This window comes from Pseudomonas sp. D3-10, from assembly GCF_051132175.1.
GTDB lineage: Bacteria > Pseudomonadota > Gammaproteobacteria > Pseudomonadales > Pseudomonadaceae > Aquipseudomonas.
Map to the genome: position 1 here is coordinate 3,389,071 of NZ_CP071668.1, position 18,200 is coordinate 3,407,270.

An 18,200-nucleotide genomic window follows, 5' to 3' on the forward strand; every position below is an offset into this window, starting at 1 on the left:
GGCATGGATGCGTTGAAGGTTACGACCACATGGGCTTGCGATAGTGCGCCAGGCCCTCAAAGCCCCGCGGCGATAGCCTTGCCGACGTCCTGGGTCGAGGCTTGTCCGCCCAGGTCCGGGGTTATCGGCCCGTGTGCGATCACCTGCTCGATGGCCCGCAGGATCCCGTCATGGGCCGCGCGATAACGCTCATCGCCGTTGCCAAGGAAATCCAGCATCAACGCTGCCGACCAGATCATCGCGATCGGGTTGGCAATGTTTTGCCCATAGATATCCGGCGCCGAGCCGTGCACCGGTTCGAACAGCGAGGGAAAGCGCCGCTGCGGATCCAGGTTCGCCGACGGCGCGATGCCGATAGTGCCGGCGCAGGCGGGGCCGAGGTCGGAAAGGATGTCGCCGAACAGGTTCGAGGCGACCACCACATCGAAGCGGTCTGGTTGCAGGACGAAACGGGCGCACAGGATGTCGATGTGCTGTTTGTCCCATGTCACCTCGGGGTATTGCTCGGCCATCAAGGCCGTGCGTTCGTCCCAGTACGGCATGCTGATGGAAATCCCGTTGGACTTGGTCGCGGCCGTCAGGCGCTTGCGCGGTCGGGATTGGGCCAGGTCGAAGGCGAACTTGAGAATCCGGTCGACGCCTCGGCGAGTGAACACCGATTCCTGCAGGACGAATTCATGCTCGGTGCCTTCGAACATCTTGCCGCCGACCGAGGAATATTCACCCTCGGTGTTTTCGCGGATTACCACGAAATCGATATCCCCCGCCTCCCGTCCGGCCAGCGGACAGGGCACGCCCGGGAACAGCCGCACCGGGCGGATGTTCACGTACTGGTCGAAATCGCGGCGGAACTTGAGCAACGAGCCCCACAGGGAAATGTGGTCCGGGACCTTGTCCGGCCATCCCACGGCGCCGAAGTAGATCGCGTCGAAGCCCTTGAGTTGCTCGAACCAGTCGACGGGCATCATCTGCCCGTGCTCCAGGTAATAATCGCAGTGAGCCCAATCGAACACTTGGATGTCCAGGTCCAACTGCCATTGCCTGGCGGCCTGCTCCAATACTCGCAGGCCTTCGGGCAATACTTCCTTGCCAATGCCATCGCCGGCAATCGCGGCGATTCTAAAGGGTTTGCTCATCAGTCCTGACTCCCGGTTGTCTGTTCAAACGAAGGCCGCATCACAGCCCACCGATATGGAAAGCTTTCACTTCAAGGTATTCATCCAGGCCGTACTTGCTGCCTTCGCGCCCCAGGCCGGACTGCTTGATGCCACCGAAAGGCGCCACCTCCATAGAGATGATCCCGGTGTTGAGCCCGATCATCCCGAACTCCAACGCCTCGCCAAAATGCCACGAGCGCCGCAGGTCCTGGGTAAAGAAATAGGCACCCAGGCCATAAGGCGTGGCATTGGCCAAGGCCAGTGCCTCGTCCTCCGTCGAAAAGCGCATCAGCGGTGCAACCGGGCCGAAGGTTTCTTCATTGGCAAGCAACATCCCGGCGTGGGCGTCGCCCAGCACCGTCGGCTCGACGAACTGGCTGTCGCCTTGAGGAATGCCGCCACACAGCAGGCGCGCGCCCTGGCTCAGCGCGTCGTCGATATGCCGGGCGACCTTGCTCACCGCAGCAGGATTGATCAATGGGCCGATCATCACGTCGGCTTCGAGCCCATCGCCGATCTTCAGCTTGCGCACTTCCTGCACCAGCCGCTCGGCAAAACGTTCGTAGATGCCTTCCTGCACCAGGATGCGGTTGGCGCAGACGCAGGTCTGGCCGGCGTTGCGAAACTTGCTTTGCATGATGCCGGCCACGGCCTGTTCCAGATCAGCATCGTCGAACACGATGAACGGCGCATTGCCACCGAGCTCCAGGCTCAGGCGCTTGATGTGCTCGGCGCTCTGGCGCATCAACAGGCGGCCGACCGCCGTCGAGCCGGTGAAGGAAATCTTGCGCACCGTCGGGTTGCCGGTCAGCTCTTCGCCGATGCCAGCGGGCATGCCCGTGACCACATTGAAGACCCCGGCCGGAATCCCGACCCGCTCGGCCAGCACGGCGAGCGCCAGGGCGGACAACGGTGTCAGGTCCGACGGCTTGACGATCACCGGGCACCCCGCCGCCAGCGCCGGAGCGCACTTGCGGGTGATCATCGCGTTGGGGAAGTTCCACGGTGTGATGGCGGCGCAGACGCCGACCGGTTGCTTCAGGGTGAGCAGGCGACGGTCGCCGCTGGGGGCCGGAATGGTCTCGCCATAGACCCGACGGGCCTCTTCGGCGAACCATTTGACGAAGCCGGCGCCGTAGCGAATCTCGCCCCTGGCTTCATTCAGTGGCTTGCCCTGTTCATGGGTCATGATCAGCGCGAGGTCTTCGAGGTTGTCCATCATGGCCTGATACCAGCGCTCCAACATCGCCGCCCGCTCCGCCGCCGGACGCGCGCGCCATGCCGCCCAGGCCCCGTCCGCTGCCTCGATGGCGCGTCGGGTTTCGCTGCCTTGCATCGCGGGGACGCGGGCGAGCGTTTGGCCGGTGGCCGGGTTGATGACGTCGAGGGTGGCGCCATCGTCGGCCCCCACCCACTGCCCGTCGATATAAGCCAGTTCCGCCAGCAGGCTGGGGTCTTTCAGAAGTTGAGTGAGCATGGTCGCGTCCTGTTCCGAGGTAGTTCCAGTCTAAGGAGGTGCCGCGGCGCAGGATGCTGAAAGCGGAGGTTGGGCGGTGTTGGATGCTGAAGTTTTGGGGTGAAGCGGCAGGCTATACCGATAGGACTGCGACTGCTTTGTTCTTGCTTGGTGCGTGGGAACGGGCTTGCTCGCGAAGGCGGCGTATAAGCCCATGAGTGAGTCGGATGTGCTGGGCCCATCGCGAGCAAGCTCGCTCCCACAGGTCTCTTTGGCGCGGCTAAATCTGGGGGGCTTGCGGTGGACGCGGTTTAAACCTTCAAAGCCCCAAGCAACCCAGCCAGGAACCGCTCCCCCGCCTCCATCTGAGCCACCTCGATAAACTCATCCGGCTTATGCGCCTGTTCGATGGAGCCCGGCCCACACACCACCACCGGCACGTCCAGCCGCTGCTTGAACAACCCACCCTCGGTGCCGAAAGAGACCTTCGCAGTCCCCGTATCCGGCTCAGCGAAATGCTTGAGAAACCGCACCGCTTCGACGCTCGGATGCGTATCAAGACCCGGATAGACATTCAGCGTCTCGATCTGGATGTCCGCTACGTTCGAGAGCTTTTTCGCCTCGCGGACGATCACTTCGGCGTGCTCGTGCAGTTGCTCCAGAAACCGATCCAGATCGTCGGCCGGCAGGTTGCGCACTTCGAAGTCCAGCGTACACAGGTTCGGCACGATATTGAGTGCCTTGCCGCCGACGATCTGCCCGACATGCACCGTGCTGTAGGGCACGTCATAGTCGCTGTCCTGGGCGCCCTGCTCCTGCAACTGCCGTTGACTCTGGCGCAACGCCGCGATGAAGTCGCACGCCACGTGGATGGCGTTGACCGAGCGTGGGGCCAGGGATGAGTGCGCTTCCAGGCCTCGACAGTAGGTGCGATACGAACCCTTGCCCTTGTGGCCCAACACGAATTGCATGTTGGTCGGCTCGCCGATCACGCACAGGAACGGCCGCACCGGCGCCAGGTGCAGCACGTCGAGCAGGCGGCGAACGCCCACGCAGCCGATTTCTTCATCATGGGAAATCGCCAATTGCAGCGGCCGGCTCAACGGCTGGTCGGCCGCGTCAAGCATGGCGTCGATCGCCAGGGCGATGAAGCCTTTCATGTCACAGCTACCGCGCCCGTAGACCCGGCCATCGCGCACCGTCGCCTGGAATGCCGGAACGGTCCAGGCCTGCCCCGCCGCCGGCACGACGTCGGTATGGCCGGATAGCAGGACCCCTGGCACCTCACGGGGGCCGGTGCTGGCGAACAGGTTGGCTTTCTTGCCGCTCTCGTCCTTGACGATCAACGATTCGATGCCTTTGCCCGCCAACACATCGCGGACGTATTCGATCAGCGCCATGTTCGATTCCGAGGAAACCGTTTCGAACGCCAACAGGCGCTCGAAAATAGCCAGGACGCGAGGTTTCATGAGGCTTTGCTCCGTTGTTCGGACGGGGTGAACCGGCGGATGGAGAACGGTTCGATCGACGTGCTGGTGGTGCCGGTGCTGATCAGTTCGGCCATGACGTCGCCGACGCCCGGACCGAGTTGGAAACCATGGCCGCTGAAGCCGAAGGCGTAGTACAGGCCGTCGACGTTGCCGCTGGCGCCCATCACCGGCAGGTTATCGGGCAGGTAGCCTTCGATACCGCTCCACACGCGGATGATGTTGAGGTTGCCAATGCCCGGCACCAGGCGCCGCATCTGGTCCAGTTGGTTGAGCAGGCTGCGCGGTTCGACATGGGCGCGGCGGTTGAGCATGTCCGGCTCGCAACGGTAGCCACCGCCGATGATGATGTTGCCCCGTGGAATCTGCCGGAAGTAGATCACTTCTTCGGGAATCTTCGTGTACACCCCGATCACCGTCGGCAAGGCATAGGGCACCGGCTCGGTGACGGCCATTTGCGGACCGTTGGGTGCCAGCGGCACCGGCTCACCGAACTGCCCGGAAAGTTTTTGCCCCCAGGCACCGGCTGTGATCAGCAATTGGGAGGCGCGGAACTGGCGGCCATCGGTCGTGGTGACGCTGAATTCGCCATTGGCCTTGTACACCTCGGCGACTTCCGTGCGTTCTTCGATGCGGGCACCGAGGCGCCGCGCCGCCCGGGCAAATGCCGGTGCTGCGAGACGCGGGTTGGCGTGACCGTCATGGGGGGCGTACGAGCCGCCCTTGACGTCCTTGCCCAGGAACGGAAAGCGCCCGTGCAGTTCACTGCCCCGATAAATCTGCAGTTCCAGTTGCCGGGCTTCGGGGGCATCGGCGTAGGCTTGCAGCTCCTCGATTTCCTCTTCCCGGTAACACACGCGCATGTGTCCGCTGGGAATGAATTCCAGGTCCTCGCCGATCAGTTCCGGCAGGCGTTTCCACAGCGCCCAGGAACGGTTCGCCAATTCCAGCTGCCCGAGAAAACGGCCCTGGCGTCGCACGTTGCCAAAGTTGACGCCGCTGGCATATTGGCCGATCTGGTCGCGCTCCAGCAGGATCACCGACCGGCCCCGCTGGCGCAGGAAAAACGCCGACGCCGCGCCCATGAAACCACCACCGACGATCAATACATCGGCCTTTTCAACGGTCATGGCGTGACCTCCTGAGTCAGCATGGAAAGCGGTTTGACCGGTGCCTGTCCGCGCTGGCGTCCGACTTCTTGCACCGGCACGCCCGCCGCCGCGGCAATCACCTCGGCCCCGGCCTGGGAGCAATAGCGACCCTGGCAGCGACCCATGCCGACCCGGCTGAAAGCCTTGGCCCGATTGACTTCACAGGCCCCCTTCTCGCTGACGGTACGCCGCAGCTCACCGGCGCTGATCATTTCGCAGCGGCAGACGATGGCTTCGTCCGGCAAGGCCTTGGCTTGCGCGGCCGGCCAGGGAAACGCCTGGGCGAGGCCGAGGCGGAACTCGTCCATCACCTTCAACGCCCCGCGCTGTTCGGCCAATCGGGCCGCATCCACCGGTTGCTGCAAGTCATTCAGTAGCGCCATGGCCACCAGCCGCCCGGCATGCTCGGCGCCGTCGGCACCCCGGATTCGCGAGCCGTCCCCCGCCGCATAGATGCCACTGACCGACGTCCGGCCTTCTTCGTCGGTGTCCAGCAGCCATTGCCCGGAAGCCTCGTCGAAGCGCAGGCGGCAGCCCGCCAGGTCGGCCAGCTGGGTTTCGGGACGCAGGTGATACCCCAACGCCACCGCGTCGCAATCCACCGTCAGTTCCTGGCCGTCTGCGCGACGTACCCGAACGCCGCTCACTCCGGCGGTCGCTTCGCCGAGCACTTGCAGCGGCGAAATACCCAGGTGTACCGCAACCTTCGCCCGGTACAGCTGCGCCAGCAGTTTCATGCCCGTGAACAGCAGGCCAGGACGCGCCATGAGCTTGGGCAAGGCCAGGATGCGCTTGACCAATGGCGAGGTGTCCAGCACCGCCGCGACCTGGGCGCCAGCCTTCACGTATTGGCTGGCCACCAGGTACAGCAACGGCCCGCTGCCCATGAACACCACCCGGTGCCCAATGGACACCGCCTGAGCCTTCAAGGCAATCTGCGCCCCACCGAGGCTATAGGTGCCGCCCAACTGCCAGCCCTCGACCGGCATCAAGCGGTCGGTGGCACCGGTACAGAGGATCAGTGCGTCAAAATCCACTGTCGTATGGCGACCCTGGCTGACGCAGCTCAATTGACCCGGCGTCAGGTTCCACGCCAGCGTATCCGGACGATAGTCGAGGTTGGGGCGCAGGCGATCGAAGCTTTCGTGCAAATCACGGGCCTTGGCCGCTTCGGTGCCGTACAGCGTCCCGTAGTCCCGGATGAACCCTTCGGGCTGGCGCCGGTAGATCTGCCCGCCGTCGCGACGGTTTTCGTCGATCAGGATCGGCCTGAACCCCGCCGCGACCAACGTCTGGGCACAGCGTACGCCGGCTGGTCCGGCGCCGACGATGACTATCCGCGCAGTGGCCATATCGCCTCCGGTTGCGTGGTGATGATATCCAGCCCTTCGCGGACTTCGTTGGAGCAGGCGCGCAAGCGTTCGCCGCTGCGGGTCCAGACCCAGCAATCCTGGCAGGCGCCCATCAGGCAAAAGCCGGCGCGGCTGCCGGGATCGAATTCCGACTGGCGCAACGCTGGGCCGTGGGTCAGCAAGGCGACCATCAACGTATCGCCCTGCAACGCCGTGATGGGCACGCCATCGACCCTCAGGTTGACGACGGGTCGACCCTGTTCGGCCAACCTCACGAAACGCGCGTTCATGCGTAGGCTCCCACGATCATGCTGTTTGAATCCCGCTGGCTTTTCAGCAGTTCGCCGCTGTCGTGGTGACAGAGCACCTCGCTGCCGCCATCGATGATGCGCCGGGGTGGCGCGATATGGTTGCACACCCCATCGACCCGTACCGGGCAGCGACCGAGGAATGTGCACAGATCCGGTTCATTGGCCGTTGGCCCCAACGCCGGCAACGTACCGCAAGTCGTCGCGCCGCAGGTTTCCAGCCAGCCCTGGCGCAGCTCTGGCACCGAATGGATCAGCAGGTCCGTGTAGGGATGAAACGGTGCCTGGGCGAACGATTGCCGAGACCCCGACTGGACCTTGTGGCCGCTGTACATCACCACGATGTCGTCGCACAGCGCTCGCACGGTGGAGATGTCGTGGCTGATGAACAGGTACGACACGCCCAGTTGTTGGCGCAGGTCGCGCAGCAGTTCAAGGATCGCCGCGCCGACCACGGTATCGAGGGCCGACGTCACTTCATCGCAGAGGATCAGGTCCGGCTTGGCCGCCAGCGCCCGGGCCAGGTTGACCCGCTGTTTCTGACCGCCGGACAGCTCGCTCGGACGTCGCTCGGCCAAGTCCCGGGGCAAACGGACCAGGTCGAGCAACTCGCCGATGCGCTCGCGCAGGGCCGCGCCCTTGAGGCCGAAATACATCTTCAACGGCCGGCTCAGGATGGCGCTGATGCTGTGCATGGGGTTAAGGGCGGTGTCGGCGTTCTGGAAAACCATCTGGATGCGGCGGAACTGGTCAGCAGTGCGTTCCTGCAAGCTACCGCCCAATGGCTGGCCGTCGAAGGTCAACCCGCCAAGGGCCGGAGGCAGCAACCCCGCCACCACCCGGGCCAAGGTCGATTTACCTGAACCGGACTCACCGATCACCCCGATGGCCTGGCCCCGGCGCACGGTGAGGTCGATGTCCTCCAGCACGCGAATCGCCGGCATGCCTTGCGGGTTCTTGTTGCCGTAGCCGGCGGTCAGCCCCCGGATGGTCAACAGCGGAGCGTCCTCCGCGAGGCCGCAGGGCGGACGGATCGTTGTGTCCGGACGCGCCGCCGCCAGCAGGCTTCGGGTATAGGCATGGGCGGGCCCCTTGAGCAACGGCGCGGTCGCGCTCTGCTCGAATATCTCGCCGCCGTTGAGTACTACGATCTGGTCGGCCATCTGCGCGACGACAGCCAAGTCATGGGACACGTACACCGCCGTCGCGCCCCGCTCGCGCACCACGCGTTTGAAAGCGCGCAGCACATCGATCTGGGTCGTCACATCCAGGGCGGTGGTGGGCTCATCGAGCACCACCAGCAGCGGATCGCTGATCAGCGCCATTGCCGCCATGACCCGTTGCAATTGCCCGCCGGAGACTTGATGGGGATACCGCTGACCGATGCGCTCGGGGTTCGGCAACGCCAGGTCACGGAAAAGTTCGATGGCCTTGGCTTCGAGCACCGCCCGGCTGCCCAGGCCATGGATCAGCGCGCCCTCGACCACCTGGTCGATGAGCTTTTTCGCTGGGTTGAATGCCGCCGCGGCGCTTTGGGCAATGTACGAGACGCGATTGCCGCGCAAGCCTTGCAGCTCGCCTTCGCTCAAGGCCAGCATGTCGTGCTCGCCGATGCGCACCACGCCACCGGCCAGGCGACAGCCGCGTCGGGCATAACCCAGAAGCGCCAGGGCAATGGTGGTCTTGCCGGAGCCGGACTCGCCGATCAATGCGAGCACTTCGCCTTTTGCCAGAGAAAAACTGACGCCCTTGACGATCTCCACCTCGCCGCGTTCGCCACAGGCGACTACCCGCAGGTTTTCGACTCGAATCAATTCGCTCATTTCAATGACCTCCCGTGCGTCGATTGCGCCGCGAAGACAGGCGATCGATAAACAGATTCACGCCGATCGTCAGGGTGCCAATGGCCAGGGCCGGAATCACGATGGCTGGCGCGCCCTGGTTGAGACCGCCGATGTTCTCGCGCACCAGGGAGCCCAGGTCTGCGTCCGGCGGCTGCACGCCCAGGCCGAGAAAGCTCATGCCACTGAGCAGCAGCACGATAAAGCCAAAGCGCAACCCCAAGTCGGCCAGCACCGGGTTGAGCATGTTCGGCAGGATCTCCACACAAGCGATGTACAACCTGCGCTCGCCACGGGTACGGGCCACCTGCACGTACTCCAAAGCCTCGATATTCACGGCCATGCTGCGGGCGATCCGGAATGCGCCCGGCGTGAAGCTCAGCACCGCCGTGCAGATCAACAAGGTCACCGAGGAGCCGAAGGCCGAAACCATGATCAACGCAAGCATCTTGCTCGGGATAGAAATGAAGGCGTCCATCAGGCGGCTGATCAGCTCGTCCAGCCACTTCGGCGAGACCACTGACAACAACGCACAAGTGGTTCCCAAGCCGCTCGCCAGGACCGCCGCGACCAAGGCCAGGCCGACGGTGAACCTTGCGCCCACCATGATCCGGCTGAGCATGTCGCGGCCCAGGTAGTCGGTGCCCAGCGGGTACGCCGCGCTGAAGCTGTCGAAGACGTTGTCGGACACCACTTCGCCCACCGGGTGCGGCGCCAGCCAAGGTCCGAAAATGGCCACCAGCAACCAGATGACGCACATGGCGGCGCCGAGCAGGCCGAGCCAGGAGGCGCCGTTGGGAACCTTGCCATAGGCCAGTTCGGGCGCAGCAGGCGGGGACTTCGCAATGAGATTGTTCATTGGTTTCTCAGCCTCGGGTTGGACAGGATTGCGCACAGGTCGGCAATCAACACCAGCATCAGGTACGCCGTGCAAAACAGCATCGTGCAGGCCTGGACCAATGCCATGTCGCGGTTCGTCACGGCATCGACCATGAGGCTGGCGATGCCGGGATAGTTGAAGATCGTCTCGACGATCACCACGCCACCCAGCAGGTAGGACAAGCTCAAGGCGATGGCATTAGCGATCGGCCCGATGGCATTGGGCAAGGCGTGGCGCAAGACCACCCGCACCGGACTCACGCCTTTGAGGCGAGCCATCTCAACGTAGGGGCTGTCGAGCTGATCGATCACCGCCGCCCGGGTCATGCGCGCCATCTGCGCAACGATCACGCAGCACAGCGTCATGACCGGCAAGGCATAGGTGCGCATGAATTGCAGCGGCGAGGTGATTTCGCTGGAGTAGGACAGCGCCGACAGCCAGCCCAGGTTGACCGCGAAGATCAACACGGCCAGCGTCGCCACCAGGAACTCCGGCACCGCCACCATCGTCAGCGTGAAGAAACTCAGGACGCTGTCGATGCGCCCCCCTCGGCCCATCGCCGAGCCGATTCCGAGGATCAGCGCCACCGGCACCGATACCAGCGCCGTGGCGGCCGCGAGCATCAAGGTGTTGGGCACTCGTCCGGCCATCAGCTCGCTGACCGGCACGGCATTGGAAATCGATACGCCGAGGTCGCCGCTGAGCAGGCTGGTCAGCCAGTGCAGGTAGCGCAATGCGCCTGGCTGGTCGAGGCCCATCTTCACCCGCAGGGCCGCCACTTGTTCAGGCGTCGCGAACTGTCCAAGGGACTGTTGCGCCGCGTCTCCCGGCAATACCGCCGTGATGGCGAACACCACCATCGAGACGATCAGCAGGGTCACGATCGCGGCGCCGAGGCGCCGGCCGATCAACCACAATGTGTTGCTATTCATCACCCGATCCTCTTGCCATGTCACGGAGCCAGACCACGCTCATCAAGCGTCCAGCCAGACTTGCTCGGAGAACATGTAGCCCATGAAGCCACCCAGCGGATTGGTGCCGTAGCCCTTGACGCGTTGGTCGACGCCATCGATGTTGCTGATGAACACCGGGATGCCGATGCCACTGTGCTCATGCACCAGCGTCTGCATGTCGGCGTACATCTTGCCGCGCTTGGCCTCGTCGGTTTCGCCACGGGCCTGCACCAGCAGTTGGTCGAATTGCGGGTTTTTCCAGCCGGACTCGTTCCACGGCGCCGAGGACTGGAAAAACTGCGAGAACAGCATGTCGGCGTTCGGCCGTGGGTTGACGTTGCCGAAGCTCAGCGGGTGCTTGGCCCAGTGGTTGGACCAGTAGCCGTCGCTCGGCAGCCGATTGACGTTGAGTTTGAGCCCGGCCTCCTTCGCCGACTGCTGCAAGAGCACGGCGACGTCCACCGAACCGGTGGCGGCCGGCGAGCACATCACCGGCATGCTGATGTTTTCCATGCCGGCTTTCTTCAGCAGGAAACGCGCCTTTTCCGGGTCATAGGTGCGTTGCGGCAGGTCGGCGTTGAAGAAGCGCGCGCCCGGCGCAATCGGATGATCGTTGCCGACCCTGGCAAAGCCACGGAAAATCGCCGACTTGACCTGCTCGCGGTCCAGCAACAGTTTCATCGCCTGGGTGAATTCGGGGCTCTGGCCTGGCATCTGGTCCTGACGAATGATCAGGTCCGTGTAGTTGCCCGAGGGCGAATCGACGACACGGTGGCCTGCGCTGTCCTTGATGCGGGTCGTCGAGCGCGGGTTGACCTCGTTGATGATCTGCACATCGCCCGACAGCAGCGCGTTGACCCGCGACGGCTCGTCGCCGATGCCAATGAACTCGATCTCGTCCAGGTAGGGCAAGCCGGGCTTCCAATAATTGGTGTTGCGGGCGCCGATCGAGCGTACTCCCGGCTTGAACTCCTTGACCTTGAACGGACCGGTGCCGACCCCCTGGCTGAAATCCGTGGTGCCCTCGGGCACGATCAGCATGTGGGACACGGCCAGAATCGACGGCAGTTCGGCATTCGGGCCGCTCAAGCGGATCTGCACCTCGTGGGTACCTTTGGCCTTGACCTCCTCGAATTGCGAGGCCAGCGGCAGGACCTTCGAACCGGTGACCGGATCCTTGTGCCGCAGCAGGGAAAACACCACGTCCGCCGCTGTCAGCCCTTTACCGTTGTGGAAGGTGACTTCCTTGCGCAGGGTGATCACCCACAGCGTCGCATCGGTGGTGTCGATGCGTTCGGCCAGCTCCAGTTGCGGCACCATGTGGCTGTCGAAACGGGTCAGGCCGTTGTAGAACATGTAGTGGCGCACGTAGTCGGTGGACGATGAGCCCTTGGCCGGATCCAGGGTATCGGCGGTGGAACTGGTGATGCCCGCCACTCGGATACGTCCGCCGGGCTTGCCCTTGCCTGGGCTCGTGGTGTCATCGGCCCACAACTTGCCGGCGGCGCCGAACAGGCTGCCGGCCCCGGCCGCGGCGACCCCGGCCAGCCCGAGCATTTGCAAGGCGTGGCGGCGCGACATGCCGCGATTGAGCCCTTCGAAAACCCGCAGACTTTCTTCGCCCGTAATCAACTGGCCGTCGATGCTGTTCTTATTGTCAGTCATGTCAGTTCTACCTTCCGCAAGTGATAGGGGCTCGGTTGCGCACGGTCGTCGCAACGGTTGAAACGCCAAACAACGCCTTATGAATCAGTGTAGGTAGTCCTGCAGGCGGTAATACGCGCCTACAAACGGCAGGAACCAGGGCTTGCCGAAGTGCCCGGGAATCGCCGGCCAGTCGAGCTCGCGCCAAGGGTTGGCTTCGACCTTGCCGGCCATGACGTCGGCCATGACCTGGCCCATGTGCACCGACATCTGCACGCCGTGGCCGCTGTAGCCCATGGAGTGGTAGATGCCGCCATGCTGGCCGGCGCGGGGCAAGCGGTCAGAGGTCATGTCCACCAGCCCGCCCCAGCAATAGTCGATTTTCACGTCGGCCAACTGCGGGAACATCTGCACCATCGTCGCTTGCAGCACCTTGCCGCTCTTGGCATCGGACACACTGTCGGACATGGCAAACCGCGCACGGCCGCCAAACAGCAAGCGGTTGTCCGGGGTCAGGCGAAAGTAATTGCCGATCATGCGACTGGTGACGTAGGAGCGACGGGCCGGCAGCAAACTGTCGATCAGCGCCTGTGGCAGTACCTCGGTGGCGACCACGAAACTGCCCACCGGGACGATGCGTCGCCGATACCAACCCAGCCCGCCTTGCTGGCACGCACCGGTGGCCAGCAGAATTTGCGAGGCATGCAGCACGCCTTTGTTCGTGTTGACCTGATAGCCGCTGCCGCGGGTCTTCCAGTCCTTCACCTCGACGCCCTGGAAAATCAACGCGCCATGACGGGCGGCCGCCTCGGCCAGGCCGACACCAAAGCGCCCGACATGCATCTGTACGCCATTGCGCTGCAGCAGGCCGCCGTGGAACTGGTCCGAATTGACCTCGGCGCGAACCTGCTGCGCAGACAACAATTGAACCTCGGCATCGACCTCCTTGCGGATCAGTTCACAGGTGCGCGCCAACCCTTCGTAGTGCATCGGCTTGGCGGCCAGCTTGAGCTTGCCGTGACGCGTCAGGTCGCAGGCAATCCCTTCCTGCTCGACCAACGAAACGACGCTCTGCACGGCGCTTTCGTAGGCCAGGTAATAAGCGCGGGCCTTATCGGCACCCAGGCTTGCTGACAATGCCGCATAGTCCTGGGCGACGCCGGTGTTGCACTGCCCGCCATTGCGCCCGGACGCCTGCCCGTTCACCCTTCCCGCCTCCAGCACCGCCACCCGGGCGCCCTTCAAGGCCAGGGCCCGGGCCGCCGCCAGACCGGTGAAACCGCCACCGACGATGGCGACGTCGACCTGGTCGGGCAACCCGCCGACCTGGGCACCGGTGAAGGCCGGTGCGGTATCGAGCCAATAAGACTCACTGCCCATGTCTAAACCCCTTTCGCCTTGAAGCGTTCGCTCGGTTTCAGAGCCCGACCAGTCCAGGCAGCCCGCCGATATCGGGGATCTGGTGGTAGTTGTAGATCGAGTTGCCCGGTTGCTCATGACCACGAGCAACGAAGGCCTTGTGCTTGATCTTCATGTCATTGGCCGGCATCAGGTCGTAACGGAAGCTCGACGACACATGCAGCACATCCTCCGGCCCGCAGCCGAGGTTATCGAGCATGTATTCGAACGCGGCCAGCCGCGGCTTGTAGGCCTGGGCCTGCTGGGCAGTGAACACTTTATGGAAAGGCGCGCCGAGCTTGTCGACGTTGGACATGATCTGCTCGTCCATCGCGTTGGAAAAAATCACCAGGGGGATCTTGTCGGCGATCTTCGACAGGCCCGCCGGCACATCGGCGTGGGGGCCCCAGGTTGGCACGGCGTCGTAATAGAGCTGGCCTTCGCCGCGGTATTCGACGTTCCAACGCTTGCAGACCCGCATCAGGGAGGTCTTGATGATCTCATCATAAGGCCGCCAGTCACCCATCACCTGGTCCAGGCGATAAGCGGCGAAGTCCTTGACGAATTGGTCCATCTGCCCGGCATCGACACGGTCGGCGAACAGCTCGCGCGTCATGTTGCCCATCTGGAAGTTGGTCAACGTGCCGTAGCAGTCGAAGGTGATGTACTTGGGTCGAAGAAAGCTCATGAGTGCGGTCCTGGATTTGTTGTTGAAGGCATGACGAAGCAAACATTGACGCCATTCGTGAGGCTCGCGGCAACGCTGCATCACGTTTTCATTACAACACCATGAGACCGTGGAAAAACCGTTAAAAATAGTCGCCGCTTGGTACAAACCACCGTTTTGCGGGGCCCGCTCAGCAGACTTTGCGGGATGCTCCAGACACGGGCGCTGCGCCCGTGTTTCTGAGGGTTTGGGGGCAGTTATGGTGCGCCAGGCGACGTTTTGCCGAGAGGTTTACGGCAGGATCTGCGCCGTGGCGCAGCGATTGGCAGCACAACGTGGAAACGTTTTCGACGGCCGCTTCAACGGCCGCAAAACCTGATCCTGGACAACATCCGCAGATCGCCCTCGCGGTAATAGTCATCGCTCCAGCTGTCGTCCGGCGCCAGGGGCTGGACCTGCTTGAGGGCGAGCTTTTTTGCGAAATAGCGAAACCGGTAGTGCTCATAGAAGCGCAGCAGTTCCAGCCCGTAGCGGTCGGCCAGGTCGGTGTCGCCCTGGATGATCAGATAGTTCTCGTCGTTGCTGGCGCTGGCGGCGGCGCTCAGGTTGTGGCTGCCGCTGATGATGGTCGGCGAGTCACTGGTGAAGTCGGTGACCACGGCCTTGGTGTGGACCAGCAGGTTGCCCTTCTGGCCTTTCATGTTTTCCCGCAGCCAACCCTCCAGGCCGGTATTGAGCAGCGCGGTGGCGGCGAATTCGGCGGTGCGGTCGGCATGGAAACCGGTGATGCGGCTGGTGGTGTTTTGCAGGCCGTAGCGCAACACGTCGTCGTTCGGCTGGCCGAGCAAGGCATCGAGAATCCGCTCGGGCAAGACGAATGCGGTGACGAACAGCAGGTCCTTGCGCGCGGCCGCGATGATCTCGACAAAGCGATCGAGATCGCCCTTGCCGTTGCGGGGCGAAAAACCGGCGAAGAGTTTTTCGTCGCCGTCCATGGGATTGCTGAGCGTCAGCCAATCGCGGGTGGCGTCGACGTCCCCGGGGTTGGCCCAGATCTGCTCGAACACCTGGCGATAACTGTCACTGATGCGTGGATCGTCCAGCACATGGATGACGTTGGCCTGGCGATAGACGCCGTTGGCGGTGAAGTTGGTGCTGCCACACAATACGGCCTCGGGGGTCGGCACTCCATGCCGGTCGATTCTGCTCAGGACGATGAACTTGTCGTGGAAAATGCTATGGGTGACTCGACCACGCTTGTTCGCCGCCGGCAGTTTTTGCAGGCTGGCTTCATTGCTGATCGTCGCGTCGTCCTCCGGCTGGGCATGGTAAAGCACCCTCACCCGAGCGCCGCGCGCATGGGCCGCGTTGACCGCCTCGACAATCACCGGCAGTTCGTATTCATAAATGGCCACGTCCAACGCCCAGCTTGCATCCAGGGCCCGGTCGATGAAGCCGACCAGGCGCCCCAGCAAACCGTTTTCCAGCCAGCGACGCGGCGCATCCGGCCAGTCTTCGATGGACAGGCTCCGATTGGCGCTGATCAGGCTGTCCAGTTCCGGAAACTTGCGCTGGAACGCCTGGCTGGCGGCCACCGCGCGATTGAAGATGACGCTCTGGTTGGCAGGCTGGCCGTCATCGCTGGTGACGGTCAACTCAAGGGCCTCGCCCAACTGCGGCGCATCGGGACTGCCGTAGGCCAGGTGCACGCGGTAATGGATCGTCGTGCCAGGGTTGACCGCGTAATCGGCCCAGCGAAATTTCTGCAACGGCGCCTTGTCGCTGGGCGTGGCATGGAACTGCGGGAAGGTGTGGGCCTTGTCGGGGAAGGTCAGACTGTTGAACAGGAACAGCCACGGCTTGTCACCGTGCTGCTTCTCGATGGCGAAGCCCAACAGCCCCTTGCGCCGTGGCTCGGCGAGGTCCATGGCGAGCAGCACACCGTTGGTGCCTGCGTAGGCCTTGACCCTGAAATCGTCCTGGGGGTTGGTGACGAGTACGCGCATGGGTTCATTCCTTTGAAGGTTGCCTGAGCATAGAGCAGTGATGCGGGTTGGGTGGGCAGAGCATTGGAACCGGGGTGATGCCATCGCGAGCAAGCTCGCTCCCACAGGGAGCTGGGGTGTTCAGCAGTTATGTGTTCACAGCGAAACCCATGTGGGAGCGAGCTTGCTCGCGATAGGGCCCAGACAGCCACAGCTCATTTCAAGTGCCTTCATCAATATGCCGATACTCAGCCCCCAACTGCCCCGCCAATTGCCGCGCCCGACCCAGGCGGATCGGCCCGCGCTCGATGTCGATGAGCAGGCTGGGGCAATCGAGGGGCGGCATGGGTTGCCCGTCTCTCACCCGGCCGTCGGTCATCAGCAACACCCGCTGTCGCTCCGCCGGGAAGCGCTTGCGACGGGAGGCCAGCCAGCGCTGCGCCTCGCCGATCGCCGCCAGCAACGGCGTACCACCACCGGCCCCCAGCGCGTCGAGCCACTGCACCAGGCCGTGGGAGGCCTTGAGCCCTTGCACTTGCCAGGTCGGCGTGGCGCCGCTGGCCGTCAACAGCGCCAACCGTGCGCGTTGTCGGTAGGCCTCGTCGAACAGTTGCGCCAGCAGGCCCTTGCCGTCGCTCAAGGCCCGATGGCGACGGGTCGAGGCCGATGCGTCGACGATTACCAACCACAGTTCATGGGCTGAACGCTGCCGCGATTTGAAACGCAGGTCCGCAGCCAGGCGCGGACGCCCCTTTAGCAGCGTGCCCGGCCAGTCCACCACACCGTTGGACGCTGCTTTGCCGTGGCCTTGGCGCCCATGGTCCAGACGTCCCGGACGGGGTCTGGCATTCGCCCCCGACGGCGAACGGGGGCGAATGCCTAGGGCTTTTTTGGCCAGCTCGGCACGTCTCGTCGGGCGCCGGTCGGCAACGCCCGGGGCGGCAGGTCGCCCCATTGGCCTTGGCCTTCGCTGGGTTGGCTGGTTTCATTCGGGTTCGAAGGTGGGGCCTGGTTTGGCGCGGGGGCCGGAGCGGCGTGCTCGCGGCGGCGATGACGCAGGGCAAATTCGGCAACGGCATCGATGTCTTCAGCTGCGATGGCGTGCGCGCCACGCCAGGCGGCATGCGCGCGGGCAGCCCGCAGCCAGACCAGGTCGGCGCGCAACCCATCGACTCCGCAGGCAAAGCAACGCTCGGTGATCTGCCCCAGCGCCGCGTCATCCAGGGGGATTTTGGCCAAGCCTGCGCGGGCCTGTTCGCAGCGTTCACGCAACCGCTGCTGGGCCGGCTCCCACTCGGCGCAAAACGCCGCCGGGTCGTTGTCGAAATCCAGGCGGCGACGGATGATCTGCCCGCGCTCGGCCGGTGCGGTGTGGCCATCGAGGGCCACGTTGAGGCCGAAGCGGTCGAGCAGTTGCGGACGCAGTTCGCCTTCTTCCGGGTTCATCGTACCGATCAACACGAAACGCGCCGGATGCCGGTGGGAAATACCGTCGCGCTCGATCAGGTTGGTGCCGCTGGCGGCGACATCCAATAGCAGGTCCACCAGGTGATCAGGCAACAGGTTCACCTCATCGACGTACAACACGCCGCCGTCGGCCTTGGCCAGCACCCCCGGGGAAAACTGCGCGCGCCCTTGCCCCAATGCCGCGTCCAGGTCGAGGGTGCCCACCAGCCGCTCCTCGGTGGCGCCAAGGGGCAAGGTCACGAACTGACCGCTGGCCAACATATCCGCAAGGCCCCGGGCCAGGGTGGACTTGGCCATCCCGCGCGGGCCTTCGATCAGCACGCCGCCGATCTTCGGATCAATGGCCGCCAGGCACAGGGCCAGTTTCAGCGCATCGGCGCCGACCACGGCGGCGAGGGGGAAATGTGGGGTGTCGGTCATATGAGATATCTCATGAATGTAAGGAGGTCCCCTG

Annotated in this window: 15 protein-coding genes; all 15 read right to left on the reverse strand. The window is 63.9% G+C overall.

What is annotated here, in order from left to right; all coding sequences use genetic code 11:
* Positions 1 to 56: 56 nt before the first annotated feature.
* The 15 genes from J3P90_RS15175 to J3P90_RS15245 all read right to left on the reverse strand — a co-directional run bounded on the left by J3P90_RS15175 (position 57) and on the right by J3P90_RS15245 (position 18,166).
* Entirely contained in the window at positions 57 to 1,136 is a 1,080-nt protein-coding gene (locus J3P90_RS15175; RefSeq protein WP_420766619.1) for a tartrate dehydrogenase, read from the reverse strand.
* A gap of 40 nt (positions 1,137 to 1,176) precedes the next feature.
* On the reverse strand, positions 1,177 to 2,634 hold the full coding sequence (locus J3P90_RS15180; protein ID WP_434563659.1) for an NAD-dependent succinate-semialdehyde dehydrogenase: 1,458 nt from the start codon (positions 2,632 to 2,634) through the stop codon (positions 1,177 to 1,179).
* A 290-nt stretch (positions 2,635 to 2,924) separates the two neighbouring features.
* Entirely contained in the window at positions 2,925 to 4,082 is a 1,158-nt protein-coding gene (argE, locus tag J3P90_RS15185; protein ID WP_434674977.1) for an acetylornithine deacetylase, read from the reverse strand.
* A complete protein-coding gene (locus J3P90_RS15190) occupies positions 4,079 to 5,230 on the reverse strand; it encodes an NAD(P)/FAD-dependent oxidoreductase (RefSeq protein WP_434563655.1) in 1,152 nt (383 codons plus the stop codon). The genes argE and J3P90_RS15190 overlap by 4 nt, the downstream gene beginning before the upstream one ends.
* Entirely contained in the window at positions 5,227 to 6,603 is a 1,377-nt protein-coding gene (locus J3P90_RS15195) for an FAD-dependent oxidoreductase (RefSeq protein WP_434563653.1), read from the reverse strand. The genes J3P90_RS15190 and J3P90_RS15195 overlap by 4 nt, the downstream gene beginning before the upstream one ends.
* Positions 6,585 to 6,893, reverse strand: a complete 309-nt coding sequence (locus tag J3P90_RS15200; protein ID WP_434674978.1) for a (2Fe-2S)-binding protein — start codon at positions 6,891 to 6,893, stop codon at positions 6,585 to 6,587. The genes J3P90_RS15195 and J3P90_RS15200 overlap by 19 nt, the downstream gene beginning before the upstream one ends.
* The gene (locus J3P90_RS15205) at positions 6,890 to 8,734 is read right to left on the reverse strand and encodes an ABC transporter ATP-binding protein (protein WP_420766625.1); all 1,845 of its coding nucleotides are present in this window, start codon (positions 8,732 to 8,734) and stop codon (positions 6,890 to 6,892) included. Before J3P90_RS15205 ends, J3P90_RS15200 begins: the two co-directional genes overlap by 4 nt.
* A gap of 1 nt (position 8,735) precedes the next feature.
* Entirely contained in the window at positions 8,736 to 9,611 is an 876-nt protein-coding gene (locus J3P90_RS15210) for an ABC transporter permease (RefSeq protein WP_434674979.1), read from the reverse strand.
* Entirely contained in the window at positions 9,608 to 10,564 is a 957-nt protein-coding gene (locus J3P90_RS15215; protein WP_420766627.1) for an ABC transporter permease, read from the reverse strand. Before J3P90_RS15215 ends, J3P90_RS15210 begins: the two co-directional genes overlap by 4 nt.
* A gap of 42 nt (positions 10,565 to 10,606) precedes the next feature.
* The gene (locus tag J3P90_RS15220) at positions 10,607 to 12,250 is read right to left on the reverse strand and encodes an ABC transporter substrate-binding protein (RefSeq protein ID WP_434674980.1); all 1,644 of its coding nucleotides are present in this window, start codon (positions 12,248 to 12,250) and stop codon (positions 10,607 to 10,609) included.
* Between the two features lie 84 nt (positions 12,251 to 12,334).
* Positions 12,335 to 13,609, reverse strand: a complete 1,275-nt coding sequence (locus tag J3P90_RS15225; protein ID WP_434674981.1) for an NAD(P)/FAD-dependent oxidoreductase — start codon at positions 13,607 to 13,609, stop codon at positions 12,335 to 12,337.
* A gap of 37 nt (positions 13,610 to 13,646) precedes the next feature.
* Positions 13,647 to 14,315 carry a haloacid dehalogenase type II gene (locus J3P90_RS15230; RefSeq protein ID WP_420766630.1) on the reverse strand — a complete coding sequence of 223 codons (669 nt, stop codon included), beginning with the start codon at positions 14,313 to 14,315 and terminating at the stop codon, positions 13,647 to 13,649.
* A gap of 338 nt (positions 14,316 to 14,653) precedes the next feature.
* Complete coding sequence (locus tag J3P90_RS15235; protein WP_434650779.1) at positions 14,654 to 16,300, reverse strand: phospholipase D-like domain-containing protein; 1,647 nt, start codon at positions 16,298 to 16,300, stop codon at positions 14,654 to 14,656.
* A 199-nt stretch (positions 16,301 to 16,499) separates the two neighbouring features.
* Entirely contained in the window at positions 16,500 to 17,234 is a 735-nt protein-coding gene (locus J3P90_RS15240; RefSeq protein WP_434674982.1) for a vWA domain-containing protein, read from the reverse strand.
* Positions 17,159 to 18,166, reverse strand: a complete 1,008-nt coding sequence (locus tag J3P90_RS15245) for an ATP-binding protein (RefSeq protein ID WP_434674983.1) — start codon at positions 18,164 to 18,166, stop codon at positions 17,159 to 17,161. Before J3P90_RS15245 ends, J3P90_RS15240 begins: the two co-directional genes overlap by 76 nt.
* Positions 18,167 to 18,200: the final 34 nt, after the last annotated feature.